Annotated in this window: 9 protein-coding genes, 1 tRNA gene and 1 pseudogene; 5 read left to right on the top strand and 6 right to left on the bottom strand. The window is 67.5% G+C overall.

Features of this window, described 5'->3' with window-relative positions:
* From MK313_RS08735 to MK313_RS08720, 4 genes and pseudogenes are all read right to left on the bottom strand, one after another.
* Positions 1–1,358, bottom strand: a pseudogene (locus MK313_RS08735) (hypothetical protein); the annotation flags it as partial.
* Positions 1,359–1,550: 192 nt separating this feature from the next.
* Positions 1,551–2,906, bottom strand: a complete 1,356-nt coding sequence (locus MK313_RS08730) for a pentapeptide repeat-containing protein (RefSeq protein ID WP_287780893.1) — start codon at positions 2,904–2,906, stop codon at positions 1,551–1,553.
* Between the two features lie 104 nt (positions 2,907–3,010).
* The gene (locus MK313_RS08725; protein WP_287780892.1) at positions 3,011–4,525 is read right to left on the bottom strand and encodes a helix-hairpin-helix domain-containing protein; all 1,515 of its coding nucleotides are present in this window, start codon (positions 4,523–4,525) and stop codon (positions 3,011–3,013) included.
* The gene (locus MK313_RS08720) at positions 4,525–5,256 is read right to left on the bottom strand and encodes a vWA domain-containing protein (RefSeq protein ID WP_287780891.1); all 732 of its coding nucleotides are present in this window, start codon (positions 5,254–5,256) and stop codon (positions 4,525–4,527) included. The genes MK313_RS08725 and MK313_RS08720 overlap by 1 nt, the downstream gene beginning before the upstream one ends.
* 139 nt (positions 5,257–5,395) lie before the next feature.
* Here MK313_RS08720 and dprA point away from each other — a divergent pair, with 139 nt between their 5' ends.
* From dprA to rnr, 3 genes are all read left to right on the top strand, one after another.
* Positions 5,396–6,535, top strand: a complete 1,140-nt coding sequence (dprA, locus tag MK313_RS08715) for a DNA-processing protein DprA (protein WP_287780889.1) — start codon at positions 5,396–5,398, stop codon at positions 6,533–6,535.
* A gap of 62 nt (positions 6,536–6,597) precedes the next feature.
* A complete protein-coding gene (topA, locus tag MK313_RS08710; protein ID WP_287780888.1) occupies positions 6,598–9,309 on the top strand; it encodes a type I DNA topoisomerase in 2,712 nt (903 codons plus the stop codon).
* The gene (gene rnr, locus MK313_RS08705) at positions 9,310–11,589 is read left to right on the top strand and encodes a ribonuclease R (protein ID WP_287780887.1); all 2,280 of its coding nucleotides are present in this window, start codon (positions 9,310–9,312) and stop codon (positions 11,587–11,589) included.
* Positions 11,590–11,965: 376 nt separating this feature from the next.
* On the opposite strand, the gene MK313_RS08700 is transcribed toward rnr, so the two are convergent.
* Complete coding sequence (locus MK313_RS08700) at positions 11,966–12,829, bottom strand: universal stress protein (RefSeq protein WP_008945711.1); 864 nt, start codon at positions 12,827–12,829, stop codon at positions 11,966–11,968.
* A 247-nt stretch (positions 12,830–13,076) separates the two neighbouring features.
* On the opposite strand from MK313_RS08700, the gene MK313_RS08695 reads away from it, so the two are divergent.
* On the top strand, positions 13,077–13,427 hold the full coding sequence (locus tag MK313_RS08695; RefSeq protein ID WP_008945710.1) for a RidA family protein: 351 nt from the start codon (positions 13,077–13,079) through the stop codon (positions 13,425–13,427).
* 113 nt (positions 13,428–13,540) lie between these two features.
* Positions 13,541–13,616, top strand: a tRNA-Ala gene (locus tag MK313_RS08690).
* A gap of 19 nt (positions 13,617–13,635) precedes the next feature.
* Here the strand turns inward: MK313_RS08690 and MK313_RS08685 are convergent.
* The gene (locus MK313_RS08685) at positions 13,636–14,196 is read right to left on the bottom strand and encodes a bactofilin family protein (RefSeq protein ID WP_287780885.1); all 561 of its coding nucleotides are present in this window, start codon (positions 14,194–14,196) and stop codon (positions 13,636–13,638) included.
* Between the last annotated feature and the right edge of the window lie 238 nt (positions 14,197–14,434).

Here is a 14,434-nt window from a genome sequence, read left to right as displayed (position 1 = left end):
GTGAAACTGTCATTTGCCGTGGTCCCGGCCATGCCCGGACGCTCCGCGCCGGCGGCCTGCTGCGGCTGCTTGGCGGCAGCATTCTGGCCGGCGGCCTGGCCGTTGCCCTGGCCATTGGCGTTGCCGTCACCGCCGGCATTGGCCTGCGCACCACCGGACGAGGATGCACCAGCCGGCGTGCCAGCGCCCTGGCCAGAGGCAGCAGGTGCTGCGGGTTCGCCCGCGCCACGCGCACTCCGCCCGGCATCCGCCGCCAGGGATTCGAGGCCCGGCTCCGGCGTGCCGTCAGCGGCACCCATGGTAGCTGCGGCGGTAGCGGCGCCATTCTGCGCCTGGGCCGGCGTCCCCTGCTCTGCAGGCTGGGACTGAACCGGCGGCGTACCGGTGGGACGAGCGTCGGCTGACGCGGTCTCCACCGGCTGCTCTTTGGCCTCGCCTGCCACCGTCGGCACGGCCGCATTCTGCGCCGTCGTCTGAACTGTCTTCGTTGCGCCATCACTAGCGGCAGCATCCACCGCGACGGCCTGAGCGTCAGTCGCGGCGGGAGTCACCTGAGCACCAGCGTTCTGAGCACCAGCGCTGGCCTTCACAGCAGCCTGCGCCGTGCCGGCTGCTGCATTGCCAGTCGCATTTTTAGTTTCGGCCCCCGTTTCCGCCTTCGCCTTTTTCTGCCCGGCCGGATCGGCGACGGGAGCTGGCGCCTGAACCGTCTTTGCGGCAGTTTCGGCCGGCGTGGCCTCGCCGTCGCCAGTACCGTCAGCAGCAACCGCAACCGGGGCCGGAGTGCTTTCCGGAACCTCCGGCATGTCGCCGGGCATTTCGGCGGCATCCGTCACCGCAGGTGCACCAGCCTGCTGCGTCTCCGCCGGCGCCGATTCAGGAACTGTGGTGTTCTGGCCCGCAGCCTTGGCAGCGTTATCGCTGGTGTCAGCGGCCTTGGTATCGCTCGGCTGCGTCATTTCCTGCGAAACCTCAACGGCTGCGTCCTGGGGCTGCTCCGAGGCCTGGGCAGGTGCCGTAGCCGCCGGACGCTCGGCCGGCGGGGTGGCGTTGGCCGCCGCTGCCGCCGCCGCACGCTTTTCTGCCCGCTGGTCGGCCTTGCGGTCAGCACGATCCTCGGCGCGGTCGGTGGCACGATCCGTAGTGCGGTCGGCGCGGGCCGGCTCACGGCCGGCAGCCGCCACATCCTCGCGGCGATTTGCCGATTGCCGCTCTTCCGCCCGGCGTGTTTCGGCGTCCTTCAGGAAGCTGCGAAACGCATCGCTGCGCTCCGCCTCGTCGCGAGCCATCGTCTCGCGCCGGGCGAACAGGGAGGAGGCAGCCTCGCTATAAAGCCGGTCGGTCTTCTGCAGGTCCATCGGGTCGCACCTCGCACATGAAAGTCGGACTTCCAGCAGCAAGGCGCGGGCCAGTTACAAAAACGCTTTATTTTCAGCTGGTTAAATGGACGGGACGGCCGGCAAGTTGCGCCCCGGGCAGGTGTATCCCGGCATTTTCTGCTCGCTGACCGGCCCTTGAGCGGCAAATATTGCCGAGCGGATACCCGGGTTCTAGCCGCGCGGCAGGCCGACCACGCCGCGCACATCGGCGCCATTCAGCTTGGCCCCGCGAATGTCGGCATCGGTCATGTTGGCGTCCAGCAGCACGGCATCGCTGAGGTTGGCGCCGCGCAGGTTGGCGCCGGTGAGGTCAGCCCCTTCCAGATCGGCGGCGAACAGGTCGGCGCCGGAGAAATCGCACTTGTCCAGCCGAGCATGGCTGAGCTTGGACGGCCAGTAACCGATGGTCGCCCCCTCGATCGGCACCGGCCCGAGGCGCGCGCCGGTCAGGTTCGCGCCCGACAGGGTGGCTCGCGACAGGTTCACGCCGCGCAGATCGGCATAGGACAGATCGGTCTCGCGCAGGTCAGCGAAGGACAGATCGGCCATCATCAAGCCGACCTTCGCCATATTGCCCTTCTTCAGAACGACGAATGTGAACTTGCCGCCGGCGAGGTTGAGGTCGCTGATATTCTCCCCGGTCATGTCGAGTTCGGAGAAATCGACACGCTTACCTTCCAGCCCGCCGCTGTCGATCCACAGCACATGCTCCTCGACGGCATTCTTCAGGCTGACCGAGGCATTCTCCAGCCGGCGCGCCATGCGGGCATTGTCAGTCTTGGCGACGGACAGATCGACCGCGTCCAGGATTGCGCCCATCAGGTCGGAATCCTTCAGGTTGGTGGACAGCAGCGTCGCCTGGCTCATGATCGCGCCATGCAGGATCGCGCCTTCGAGGTTGGCGTGCGACAGGTCTGCGCCCAGCAGGTTGCAGCCGGTCATGTTCGCCTTCGACATGTCGGCGCGGATGAATTTGGCGCCGCGCATGATGGCGTCCGTCAGGTCGCTCTGCATGATGAAGGCGTTGGACAGCTTGGAGCCGCTGAGGTCGGCGCTGCGCGCATTGATGGAACGGGCATCGGCGGCGGTGCCGGTCTCCTTCTCCATCGGCGTCAGCTCGCCCTTGCTGGACTGGAACAGCATCCCGTCGCGCAGGTCGGATTCGATCACCCGGGCGCCAATCAGCTTGGCCTTGCGCATGCGGATGCCGCGCAGATCCGACTTCTTGATGTCAGCGCCGGTCAGGTCAGCCTCCGACAGATCTGCGGCAAACAGCACCGATCCGTGAAACTTGGTGTTCTTCAGCGTGGCGCCGATCAGCCGGGCGCCGGTCAGATCAGCATCGGAAAGGTCGGCCCCGGTGAAATCCAGATAGGACAGGTCGGCCATCTTCAGATTGGCCCGGATGCCGCCGCGCTTACGCTCCAGGAAATGCTTGTGCCGCTGCAGGATCGGCACCAGCTCGTCCTGTGTATAGCGCTGCCGGGACATGGCGCCATTGCTCTTCAAGTCGCCGGCACTGGACATGGTCGGTTCCTGTCTTTGCCCTCCGCCGGGCGGAGGCAGCCGTTGGCGGCATGTGTAGCCGCTCTTGGGTATTGGGGATGATTTTACCGTGCTTTGGCGGGAAGTCACGCTTTGCCGCCAGCGGCACTTTCCCCGATCAGTGCGGCGGCAGCCTCGGCGCGGCTCGCATAGGGCCGCAGGAATCGGCTGTCCGGCCCGAAGGCATCCGCCGCCATCTGGTAGGCCGCCACCAGGTCGGGCGCCGTTTCCGGCGTCGGCGGCCCGGCGGCGAAGCTGCTGCGCAGCCGCTTCAGCCGTTCCAGCCGCCCTTCTGCCTCGGCTACGGCCTGTGACAGCGGCAGGCCATCCGGCAGCCTCAGCGCTTCCAGCAGGGGGTTACCATCAAGGTCCGGCAGCCGGTGCCAGGCGGCGACCAGCGCCTCGGCATCGTCGGGGGAGCGTTCCAGCACAGCCTTCAGCCGCATAACCGCCGGCAGCGCCGCCGCCATCAGGCCCAGACGGTCGGCCTCGCCTGCAAACTCTTTGTGCTGCCACAGCAGCGGATGGTGTGACCACAGGAAGGCCTGCCGCATCAGGTCGCCAGCCTGCAACGCCTTGCGCAGATCGCCGGCAATCAGGTCCGGCGCGGCGTCCGAGGCAGGGAAGCTGTCGATGCCCAGCGCCACGCGCCGCGCGCACCAGGGACACGGCCCGGCAGATGCGGCCTTGAAGTGCCCGGTATCGTCGGCACACAGCACCAGATCGCCGAGCGCCTCGTCCAGTGCCGCTCCCCATTCCGCCGGGCTTGGCCGCGCCTCCGGCCGGCGGTGCCCGTCCACGAAGCAGCGCCGCATCAGCCCGCGCAGTGCCGGGTGCAGCGCGTTCGGCGTCATCGCGAACGGCCCCGGCCGCTGCGGGCTGATGGCAAGCCCCGGATAATGTCCGGCCCGCACCAGCCCATCGAGCGATGGCGGGTCACCCGGCCCCTGCCAGATGCCGGCAAAGGGGTGGTGCCCCAGCAGCAGCATGTGGATCAGCACACCCAGCGCGAAGCGGTCATGGCTCTGGCTCCGGTCGATGGCGGCCAGATCCTGGCCGACCAGCTCCGGCGGAACGAACCCCTCCGCCCCGACCGCGCAGCGATGCACCTGGCCGGCCAGACTGAACTGTACCGAATCGGCATCGATCAGGGTCAGCCGGGCACGGGCATCGATCAGCAGGTTTTCCGGCTTCAGATCGCCGATGACGATCCCGGCCTCGTGCAGCCGCCCCACCAGACCGGCCAGCCGCCGCGCGGCGACATGCAGATGATACCAGGTGAAGCCGGGTGCCTGCGCGAGGCGCAGCCGCGGATTGGCCAGCACGGTGAGCGGCTGCGCGCCCTCGATGCGGGGCATCAGGAAGCCGATGGTCCGCCCCGCCTCGTCCCGTAGCGCCGAGACCGGCCAGGCCACGCCCTCCACCGACCGCGCCGGATGGCGCAGCAGCGCCGCCAGTTTTTCCCCACGCTCCGGCAAGAGCCGATGATAGAGCTTCGCCACCAACCCCGGCCGGTCGGTGGCACACAGCCGGCCCTCCCCGCCCTCGGCCAGCACCGATCCCAGCACGACCGGCAGGCCGGTGGCGGCATCGACCGGCATCAGCAGGCCCAGCCCTCGACCGGCGGCAGGTCGATATCGTCGGGATCGACCCGCGCGGTGGAGAGCCGCCGCATCGAACTGGACAGCCAGCGGAACAGCGCACCGAATCGCACGCCCTTCAGCTTCAGCGGCGGCCGGTCGGGCGGTGACAATTCAGCCAGCAGCGCAAAATCGGCCCCCTCCACCCCGACCGCGAAGAAGGCCAGCTTCTTCTCCCGCTCGCCCTGCCGGATCGCCGCCGCCGCGTCGCGCCATACTTCGCCATCGGTCGGCGCGCCGTCGCTCAGCGCGAACAGCCAGGGCCGGTGATAGGGCACACCCGCCTCACGGTAGAGCCGCTTGCGTGCCTCAATCATGTCCAGTGCCACCAGCAGTGCCCCGCCCAGCGGCGTGTCGCCTGCCGCCTCCAGCGCCGGCACAGTGAAATCCTGTGTGCGCGCAAAGCCCTTGGCGACACCGATCCCGCCACCACAGGTGACGATGGCAAGGTCGAGGCGCAGCCTTGTCAGCGGATCGGCCGATATGTCGGACAGGAAGGCGGCAATGCCGGCATTCAGCTCCGCGATGGGCGCGCCATCCATGGAGGCAGAGCAGTCCAGCACCAGCACGACCGGGCAGCGCGTTTCCAGGTTATCGGCAAAATCGCGGACATCACCGACCAGCTCGACGAACTCCGCGTCGATGGCCTTATCGATCCGCCAGCCGGGGGCAACCACCATATCTTGCGCCATGGGCCGAGGATACCACAACGGCACCGATAAATTGAAGAAGATAGCTCAGGCACCCTCAATGGCTGCATATAAGGGTGTATATAATGAGACCACACAACCTTTGCTTGACGACGCCGCGACGCCCCGCTCATGCTGGCGTATGACCCGCAGCGCACTGCCCTCCCCGCCGACCGCCGAACAAAGGCTGGACTGGCTGCGCCTGATCCGCACGGAGAATGTCGGTCCGGTCACCTTCCGCCAGCTCGTCGCGCGCTTCGGCGACCCAACAACGGCGCTGGCGGCCTTGCCGGAGCTGGCCCGCCAGGGCGGCCGCGCCAAGCCGCTGGCGGTCGCCAGCCGGGCGGCAGCGGAACGCGAGATGGCGGCGCTGCAGAAGCTGGGCGCGCGTCTGCTGACCCTGGCTGACCCGGACTATCCGCAGGCGCTGACCGCCGTGCCGGACGCCCCGCCGGTGCTGTCTGTGCGCGGCCATGTGCATCTGCTGGAGCGGCCGGCCATCGCCATCGTCGGCGCACGCAACGCCTCGGCCAATGGCCGCACGCTGGCGGAAAGGCTGGCACGCGACCTCGGCGAGGCCGGCTATCTCGTCGCATCCGGCCTGGCGCGCGGCATTGATGCGGCGGCACATCGCGGCGCCCTGGGCCATGCCACGGCGGCGGTCGTGGCCGGCGGCATCGACGTGATCTATCCGGAGGAGAATGCCGGCCTGTACGAGGAAATCTGGCAACAGGGGCTGCTGGTCGCCGAATCCCCGCCCGGCACGCAGCCCACGGCGCGGCATTTCCCGCGCCGCAACCGCATCATCTCCGGCTTGTCCTATGGCATCGTGGTGGTCGAGGCGGCGGAGAAATCCGGCTCCCTCATCACCGCGCGCTTTGCCGGCGAGCAGGGCCGCGAGGTGATGGCCGTGCCCGGCTCGCCGCTCGATCCGCGCTGCCGGGGGGCGAACCGGCTGATCCGCCAGGGCGCGACGCTGGTGGAGAGCGCCGCCGACATTATCGAGGCGATGGCCCCGATGCTGCGCCGGCCACTGGGCGAGCGCGAGCCCGACCTGTTCGACCTGCCGCCGGTTGCCGGCGCGGACGACGGAACGGTCGCCAAAGCCCGTGAACAAGTCCTTGAACTCCTAGGGCCTTCCGCCGTCGCTGTTGACGAACTGATCCGCCAATGCCAATTGTCAGCATCGATCGTCCTGACGATCCTGCTTGAACTTGACCTCGCGGGACGGCTGGAACGTCATCCGGGCAACCAGGTCTCGTTGCGGTTCACGACCGACTGAAAACGGGATGTGAGCCAGTGCCGGCCCGACCCGTAAACGAAAAGAGGCTACGCGGCCCTGTCATGAATCTTGTCATTGTCGAATCCCCCGCGAAAGCCAAGACGATCAACAAGTATCTCGGCGGCGACTACAAGGTCCTGGCCAGCTTCGGCCATATCCGCGACCTGCCGCCGAAGGATGGGTCGGTCGATCCCGAGCGCGATTTCCAGATGATCTGGGAAGTCGATGGGCGCTCCGAAAAGCATGTGAAGGAAATCCTGAAGGAGGTGAAGGGCGCCGACCGCGTGTTCCTCGCCACTGACCCGGACCGCGAGGGCGAGGCGATCTCCTGGCATGTGAAGGAGGTGCTGGAGCAGCGCAAAGCGCTGAAGGGCGTCGAGGTGAAGCGCGTCACCTTCAACGAGATCACCAAGAATGCCGTGCTGGAGGCGATGGCCAATCCGCGCGAGCTGAACCGCGAGATGGTGGACGCCTATCTGGCGCGCCGCGCGCTGGATTATCTGGTGGGCTTCACCCTGTCGCCGGTGCTGTGGCGCAAGCTGCCGGGCAGCCGTTCGGCGGGCCGCGTTCAGTCCGTCGCGCTGCGGCTGATCTGCGAGCGCGAGGCCGAGATCGAAGTCTTCCGGCCGCAGGAATACTGGTCGGTCGCCGCCGAGATGACGACGAAGGCCGGCGACAAGTTCACCGCCAGCCTGACCCAGCTGGACGGCAAGAAGCTCGGCAAGATGGAGCTGAAGGACCAGGCCGCCGCCGCGCGGGCTGTCGCCGCCATCGAGGCGGGCCAGGGCCGCTATGCCGTCGCCGAGCTGGAGAAGAAGACGGTCAAGCGGCACCCGCAGCCGCCCTTCACCACCTCGACCCTGCAGCAGGAAGCCTCGCGCAAGCTGGGCTTCTCCGCCAGCCGCACCATGCAGGTCGCCCAGCGCCTCTATGAGGGCGTGGATATCGGCGGCGAGACGGTCGGCCTCATCACCTATATGCGGACCGACGGCGTGCAGATCAGCCGTGAGGCGGTGGGGGCCGCGCGCAGCCTGATCGGCCGCGACTATGGCGACAAATACGTCCCCGAGGTGCCGCGCGCCTATTCCACCAAGGCGAAGAACGCCCAGGAAGCGCATGAGGCGGTGCGCCCGACGGACCTGTTCCGCCGGCCGAAGGACGTTGCCCGCACGCTGGAAGGCGACCAGCTGAAGCTGTACGAGCTGATCTGGAAGCGCACCGTCGCCAGCCAGATGGAAAGCGCCCTGCTGGACCAGACGGCGGCCGACATCACGACGCTGGACGGCAAGGTCACCCTGCGCGCCACCGGCTCCATCGTCGCCTTCGACGGCTTCCTGACGCTGTATCAGGAAAGCCGGGACGAGCCGGCCGAGGATGATGAGAGCCGCCTGCTGCCGCCGATGGCGAAGGGCGATGCGATGGGCCTGGGCACGGTCACGCCGAGCCAGCATTTCACCCAGCCGCCGCCGCGCTATTCCGAGGCCAGCCTGGTGAAGAAGCTGGAGGAGCTGGGCATTGGCCGGCCCTCTACCTATGCCAGCATCCTGCAGGTGCTGCAGGACCGCGACTATGTCCGGCTCGACAAGCGCCGCTTCGTGCCGGAAGACCGTGGCCGGATGGTGACCGCCTTCCTGTCGAACTTCTTCGAACGGTACGTCCAGTATAATTTCACCGCCGAGCTGGAGAACCAGCTCGACGACATTTCCGGCGGGCGCATCGACTACAAGCAGGTGCTGCGCGACTTCTGGAACCATTTCCACAGCGCCATCGACGGCACCAGGGAACTGACCATCACCCAGGTGCTGGACGCGCTGGACGCCGATCTGGGGCCGCATTTCTTCCCCGACAATGGCGATGGCAAGAACCCGCGCGCCTGCCCGACCTGCGGCACCGGACGGCTGGGGCTGAAGCTGGGCCGCAATGGCGGCTTCATCGGCTGCTCCAACTATCCGGAATGTCGCTACACACGGCCGCTGGCGGTACCGGGCGATGGCGACGGCGCCGAGGGTGGCCTGCCCGATGGCGGCACGCGGGAGCTGGGCAGCGAGCCCGGCACCGGCCTGCCGGTCACCGTGCGCAAGGGCCCCTACGGCTATTACATCCAGCTGGGCGAGGCGGTGAGCAAGGAGGAGAAGCCGAAGCGGGTCTCCCTGCCCAAGGGCGTCTCGCCCGCCGATATCGACCTGCAGCGCGCGCTGTCGCTGCTCTCCCTGCCGCGCGAGATCGGCGCCGACCCGGAATCGGGCGAGGCGATCAGCGCCGGCATCGGGCGTTTCGGCCCTTATGTGAAACGCGGCTCGACCTATGTGAACATCCCGAAGGACGAGGATGTGCTGACCATCGGCATGAACCGCGCGATGGATCTGCTGGCCACCAAGAAGGGCAGTGCCGCCAAGGCGCTGGGCGAACATCCGGAGACCGGCAAGCCGATCACCCTGCACAAGGGCCGCTTCGGCCCCTATGTGCAGCATGACGGGGTGCGCGCCAACCTGAAGAAGGACATGGACTCCGACGCCGTATCCCTCGACCAGGCCATCGAGCTGCTGGCCGCCAAGGGGCCGGCCAAGGGCGCCAAGGGGGGCACCAAGGGCAAGAAGGCGGCACCGAAAAAGGCCGCCGCCAAGAAAGCCCCCGCTGCGAAGAAGGCCGCGCCAAAGAAGGCTGCGGCAAAGAAGGCTGCGGCAAAGAAGGCACCGGCAAAAACAGCGGCCGCAAAAAAGAAAGCTGATGCCGCCGGCGATGAGGGGCAGTCTCCGCCCTGGAAGGCCGACTAGGTGGCGAAGAAACCGCCCCCCTCCTTCCCCACGCGCGAGCAGATCGCCACCTTCATCCGTGAAAGCCCGGTGCCGGTCGGCAAGCGCGAGGTGGCGCGGGCCTTCAGCATCACCGGCAATGACCGGATGCTGCTGAAGAAGGTGCTGCGCGAGCTGGAATCGGACGGCACCATCGACCGGGGCCGCAAGCGCAAAGTGGCGAAGCCGGGCAGCCTTCCCGAGATCGCCGTGGTCGAGGTGACGGAGATCGATTCCGATGGCGAGCCGGTCGGCGCGCCCGCCGTCTGGAAGGAGCCCGGCAAGCCGCCGCGCATCCTGCTGGCCCCGGACCGGCCGGGCAGCCCGTCCGTCGCCACCGGCGAGCGGGTGCTAGCCCGGCTGCGCCGCGTCGGCCCGAACCTCTATGAAGGCCGCGTCATCCGCAAGCTTGGCGGGCCGGCCAACCGGGTGCTGGGCGTCTATGATTTGTCCGGCGATGGCGGCGTGCTGCGCCCGACCGACCGCAAGCACCGCCAGGAATACCGCATAGAAAAGCGCGACGCCGCCGGCGCCAAGCCGGGCGACCTGGTTCTGGCGGAGATCATCCGCGCGCCGCGCCTGGGGCTGCACAGCGCCAAGGTGATCGAGCTGCTGGGCTCGACCGGCAATCCGCGCTCGATCAGCCTGATCTCGATCTACACCAACGACATCCCGACGGAATTTCCGGCCGCCGCGCTGGAACAGGCGGAAAAGGCGAAGCCGGTCGCACTGGGCAAGCGCAAGGATCTGCGCGGCATTCCGCTGGTCACCATCGACGGTGCGGATGCGCGCGACTTCGACGACGCGGTGTTTGCCGAGCCCGATCCCGACCCGGCCAATCCCGGCGGCTGGCACCTTATGGTCGCCATCGCCGACGTGGCGCATTATGTCCGTCCCGCCGACGCGCTGGACAAGAGTGCCTTCGAGCGCGGCAATTCGGTCTATTTTCCCGACCGGGTGGTGCCGATGCTGCCGGAGGCGCTGTCCAACGATCTGTGCTCGCTGCGCCCGCACGAGGACCGCGCCTGCATGGCGGTCCATATGTGGGTCGATGCGAAGGGCCGGAAGCTGAAGCACCGGTTCGTGCGCGGGCTGATGCGCTCCGCCGCACGGCTGACCTACGAGCAGGCGCAGGCGGCCATGGACGGCCGCCCGGACGAGACGACGGCCCCGCTGCTGGACAGCGTGCTGAAGCCGCTCTACGGCGCCTACAAGGCGCTGGACGAGGCACGGCGGGCACGCGGCACGCTGGAGCTGGACCTCGCCGAACGGCAGGTGGTGCTGGGCGAGGATGGCAGGGTGGCAGCGATCCGTCTGCGCGACCGCTTCGACAGCCACAAGCTGATCGAGGAATTCATGATCCTCGCCAATGTCTGCGCGGCGGAGACCATCGAGAGCCTACGCCTGCCCTGCATGTACCGCGTCCATGACGAACCGGACCCGGAAAAGCTGGAGGGGCTGCGCGAGGTGCTGCACGGCATCGAGGTGAACCTCGCCCGGGGCCAGGTCATGACGCCGAAGCAGTTCAACGGCATCCTGCGGCAGGTGAAGGGCGGCCCGAACGAGCAGATGGTGAACCAGCTCGTGCTGCGTTCCCAGGCGCAGGCGGTCTATAGCCCGGACAATCTGGGGCATTTCGGCCTGGCCCTGCAGCGCTACGCGCATTTCACCTCGCCGATCCGGCGCTATTCCGACTTGCTGGTGCACCGCGCGCTGATCCGCGGCCTGAAGCTCGGCACCGGTGCCCTGTCTGACGAGGAACTGCCGCGCTTCAACGAGATGGGCGAGCATATCTCGATCACCGAACGCCGCGCCGCGCATGCCGAGCGTGACGCCATCGACCGTTTCGTCACCGCCTTCATGGCCGACCGGGTGGGCGCCAGCTTCGAGGGCCGCATCAACGGTGTGACGCGCTTCGGCCTGTTCGTCACGCTGGACGAGACCGGGGCGGACGGCTTCATCCCGATCCGCACCCTGCCGGCGGATTATTACGATCATGACGAGGCGCATCACCGGCTGATCGGCCGGGCACGCGGGCTGACGCTGACCATGGGCGACCGGGTCGAGGTGCGGCTGGCGGAGGCTGATCAGGTGACCGGTGGCCTGCTGTTCGAGCTGCTGGGCGGCGGCACCCAAGGCGCTGCCGGCGGCCCGCTGACCGGCAAAAAATCCGTCCGCAAGATGCAGCGCGGCAAGCCGCCAGCCGCGCGCGGCAAGGGCGGCCGGCAGGGTGGCAAGAAGGCACCGAAACGCGGGCGGTAGAAAGCGCGGAAGCGCTAACTTTCCCTCTCCCCTAAGCCTGTTTACCCCTCTCCCCTTGCGCGGGAGAGGGTTGCGCAGCCTTATCGAGCCGAATGGCGAGATTAGGCGAAGCTGGGTGAGGGGGAACAGCTTTCCACCCATGTCCTTCGAGACGCGCGCTGAAGCGCGCTCCTCAGGACGAGGTCATTGTTGGAAAAAAGGCGACGCCTCTTGGTGACCTCATGCTGAGGAGTCTGCGCCAAGGCACTTGGAGCAGACGTCTCGAAGCATAGGGCAGCTCAATGAGCCGCCCCTCACCCGGTTCGCTGACGCTCACCACCCTCTCCCGCAAGGGGAGAGGGTTTACAAGGGGGCTTCAAAAACCTCTCCAGCCCGCTCAGTGCGCCATGAAGACCGGGATCTCGGCGTTTGCCAGGATATGGCTGGTGGCGCCGCCGAAGATCATCTGGCGCACGCGGCTCTGCGTGTAGCCGCCCTTCACCAGCAGGTCGGCACCCGCTGCCATCGCCTCGCGCAGCATCACCTCGCCGGCCGGCTTGTCCGGGTTCAGGATGTCCTTGTGCTCGGCGGCGATGCCCTTGCGGGTGAGGTACTGCGCCAGCTCCGCCCCGGTTGGGCCGGGCACCATGGCGCCCTCGACCGACAGCACGACGACTTTCTTCGCCGCCTTAAGAAAGGCATCAGCAAAGGCAATGGTGCGCGCCGTCTCGGTGCTGCCGTTCCAGGCGATCACGACGGTCTCGCCCAGCGCCTGCGGGGCCGAGGGCGGGGCGATCAGCAGCGGCCGGCCGCTGTCGAACAACCCGGCCTCCAGCGTACTCATGCGCGGCGTGGACGTGTCGCGGGCGGGCCGGCCAACGACGATCACGTCGAACAGGCGACCGCGATTGCCGACCACGGCATCGCCGGGCGCGCCCTGCTCGTTCCAGCTTGCCGTAACGTCCTCCATCGCGGTCAGCGGCTCCACCAGCGTGATGCCGTGATCCTTCATGAAGCCGGTGAACTTGTCCTTGCAACGCTGCGCGCGGGTCGCCTCGTCGCGCTCGAAATCCTCGACCAGATGCGCGGTCGCGCCGACGAACCCGTCAGGGCCGACGGCCACCACCTCCAGCAGGGCACGGCGGATCGGCATGCCCTCAATGCTGCCGGCAAAGCGCTTCGCCGTCAGGAAGGCGCACTGCAGCATGGAGGGGAGCAGTGCACTATCCTCGATCGGCACCAGAATGTTGCGAAAGGTCATGTCGCCGCTCCTTGATTGTTTTGGTCCGTTCCCCGGCCATTCCCCACATGGAATCCCCACATGGGGTTAGGGGAAGCATATCGCCATTCGTCCGACGCATCACCGGAGAATTCGCCACATGCATGCGCGCATACTCCCGACAGCGGTTGCATGGCGCGCCGGCCTGACGCACCATGCGGCCACTTTCCTCGGCATGGCGCCTCCCGGCGCCGCCCGCCGTTCCATCACCAAGCAAGGGATACGCGACATGAGCATCAAGCGCCTCCAGGCCGGCCCGCGGATGAGCCAGGCCGTCATTCATAACAACACCGTCTATCTCGCCGGCCAGGTCGCCATCGATGCGCCGGGCAAGTCGGTCACCGAGCAGACCAAGAACATCCTGGACCGCATCGACGCGCTGCTGGCCGAGGCCGGCACCGACAAGACGAAGCTGCTGTCCGCCACCATCTGGCTGACCGACATGCGTTTCTTCAATGAGATGAACGCGGTTTGGGATGCCTGGGTTGCACAGGGCAACACTCCGGCGCGCGCCTGCGTGGAATCCAACCTCGCCACCCCGGATTTCTGGGTCGAGATCGGCGTCGTCGCCGCCGTCTGACGGCAGTGAAAACGGCGGTGCGGCAGTTCTTTGGATTCTGCCGCACCGCCCTTCTTAACAGGGGCGCTTGACAGGGGCGGACGATCTCTCTTATATCGCCGCTTCCCACCGGCGGGGCCGTAGCTCAGTTGGGAGAGCGCTAGAATCGCACTCTAGAGGTCAGGGGTTCGACTCCCCTCGGCTCCACCATTTTCCCGCACCATCGCTATCAGCCGACGCTGGCCTTTGCGCCAAGCGGAGAATCTGCGCCATTCGGCACCGGTGGCCGGGCCGACGCAGCGGCCCCATCGCCCGATTTCGTCCCTGGTGACGCCGGTGTGGCGCCGGACTTTTCCCGGGCATCGGTCGACAGCACGCCAATCTCGCCGGCGATCTCGCCGCCATCCTCAATCTCCACACGGCCATAGCGGACCTTGCCGGTGATCTTGCCGGTGGAGCGTACCAGCAGCCTTTCGCGCGCGGTCAGGCTGCCCTCGAAGCGTCCCGCGATCTCCGCCGTTTCCACCGTCGCCTCGCCGTCGAACAGGCCCGCCTCCGACACCTGGATCATGCGGCTGTTCATCGACGCCTCGACCCGGCCTTCGACGACCAGCGTGTCGCAGGCGGTGATTTCCCCCTTCAGCTGGATATTCCGGCCGACGATCAGCCGGCTGCCCTCCTCCTCATTGTCGGCGGACGAACCGCCGAAGGGCTTCGGGATGGCCGGCGGTCGGCGATCCGGTACCGGCATGTAACCACCCGTCGGGCTGGCGGGCTTCCTGTTTTCCATGGTTGTTGCCTTCTGTGTCGGGGCGGATGAGGTGGTCGGGGTGGGGCTCTGAGCCTCTTGCCTTCCGTCGGAATCGTTCTTGTCTTCCGTCTTGCGACGGCGCAGCGCATCCAGCATGTCACTTCCCTCTCTCGCATGATGATGTCCTGCCGCCGCCCGGCCATTGTTTGGGCGAACTGCCGGCCCGTGCGGCGCATGACCTGTCCCGGATAGGCCTCCGGAATGGCAGGGATAAGGG

Origin of the sequence: Oceanibaculum sp. (genome assembly GCF_022449305.1) — a bacterium.
GTDB lineage: Bacteria > Pseudomonadota > Alphaproteobacteria > Oceanibaculales > Oceanibaculaceae > Oceanibaculum > Oceanibaculum indicum.
Note: the sequence above shows the minus strand (reverse complement) of the source record. Positions and strands in the feature narration are given on the sequence as shown.

Coding starts and splice junctions, on each gene's coding strand:
- MK313_RS08685 (WP_287780885.1), bottom strand. CDS start 14,196: ATGGAAAACAGGAAGCCCGCCAGCCCGACGGGTGGTTACATGCCGGTA.
- MK313_RS08700 (WP_008945711.1), bottom strand. CDS start 12,829: ATGACCTTTCGCAACATTCTGGTGCCGATCGAGGATAGTGCACTGCTC.
- MK313_RS08725 (WP_287780892.1), bottom strand. CDS start 4,525: ATGCCGGTCGATGCCGCCACCGGCCTGCCGGTCGTGCTGGGATCGGTG.
- MK313_RS08730 (WP_287780893.1), bottom strand. CDS start 2,906: ATGTCCAGTGCCGGCGACTTGAAGAGCAATGGCGCCATGTCCCGGCAG.
- dprA (WP_287780889.1), top strand. CDS start 5,396: ATGACCCGCAGCGCACTGCCCTCCCCGCCGACCGCCGAACAAAGGCTG.
- topA (WP_287780888.1), top strand. CDS start 6,598: ATGAATCTTGTCATTGTCGAATCCCCCGCGAAAGCCAAGACGATCAAC.
- MK313_RS08695 (WP_008945710.1), top strand. CDS start 13,077: ATGAGCATCAAGCGCCTCCAGGCCGGCCCGCGGATGAGCCAGGCCGTC.
- MK313_RS08720 (WP_287780891.1), bottom strand. CDS start 5,256: ATGGCGCAAGATATGGTGGTTGCCCCCGGCTGGCGGATCGATAAGGCC.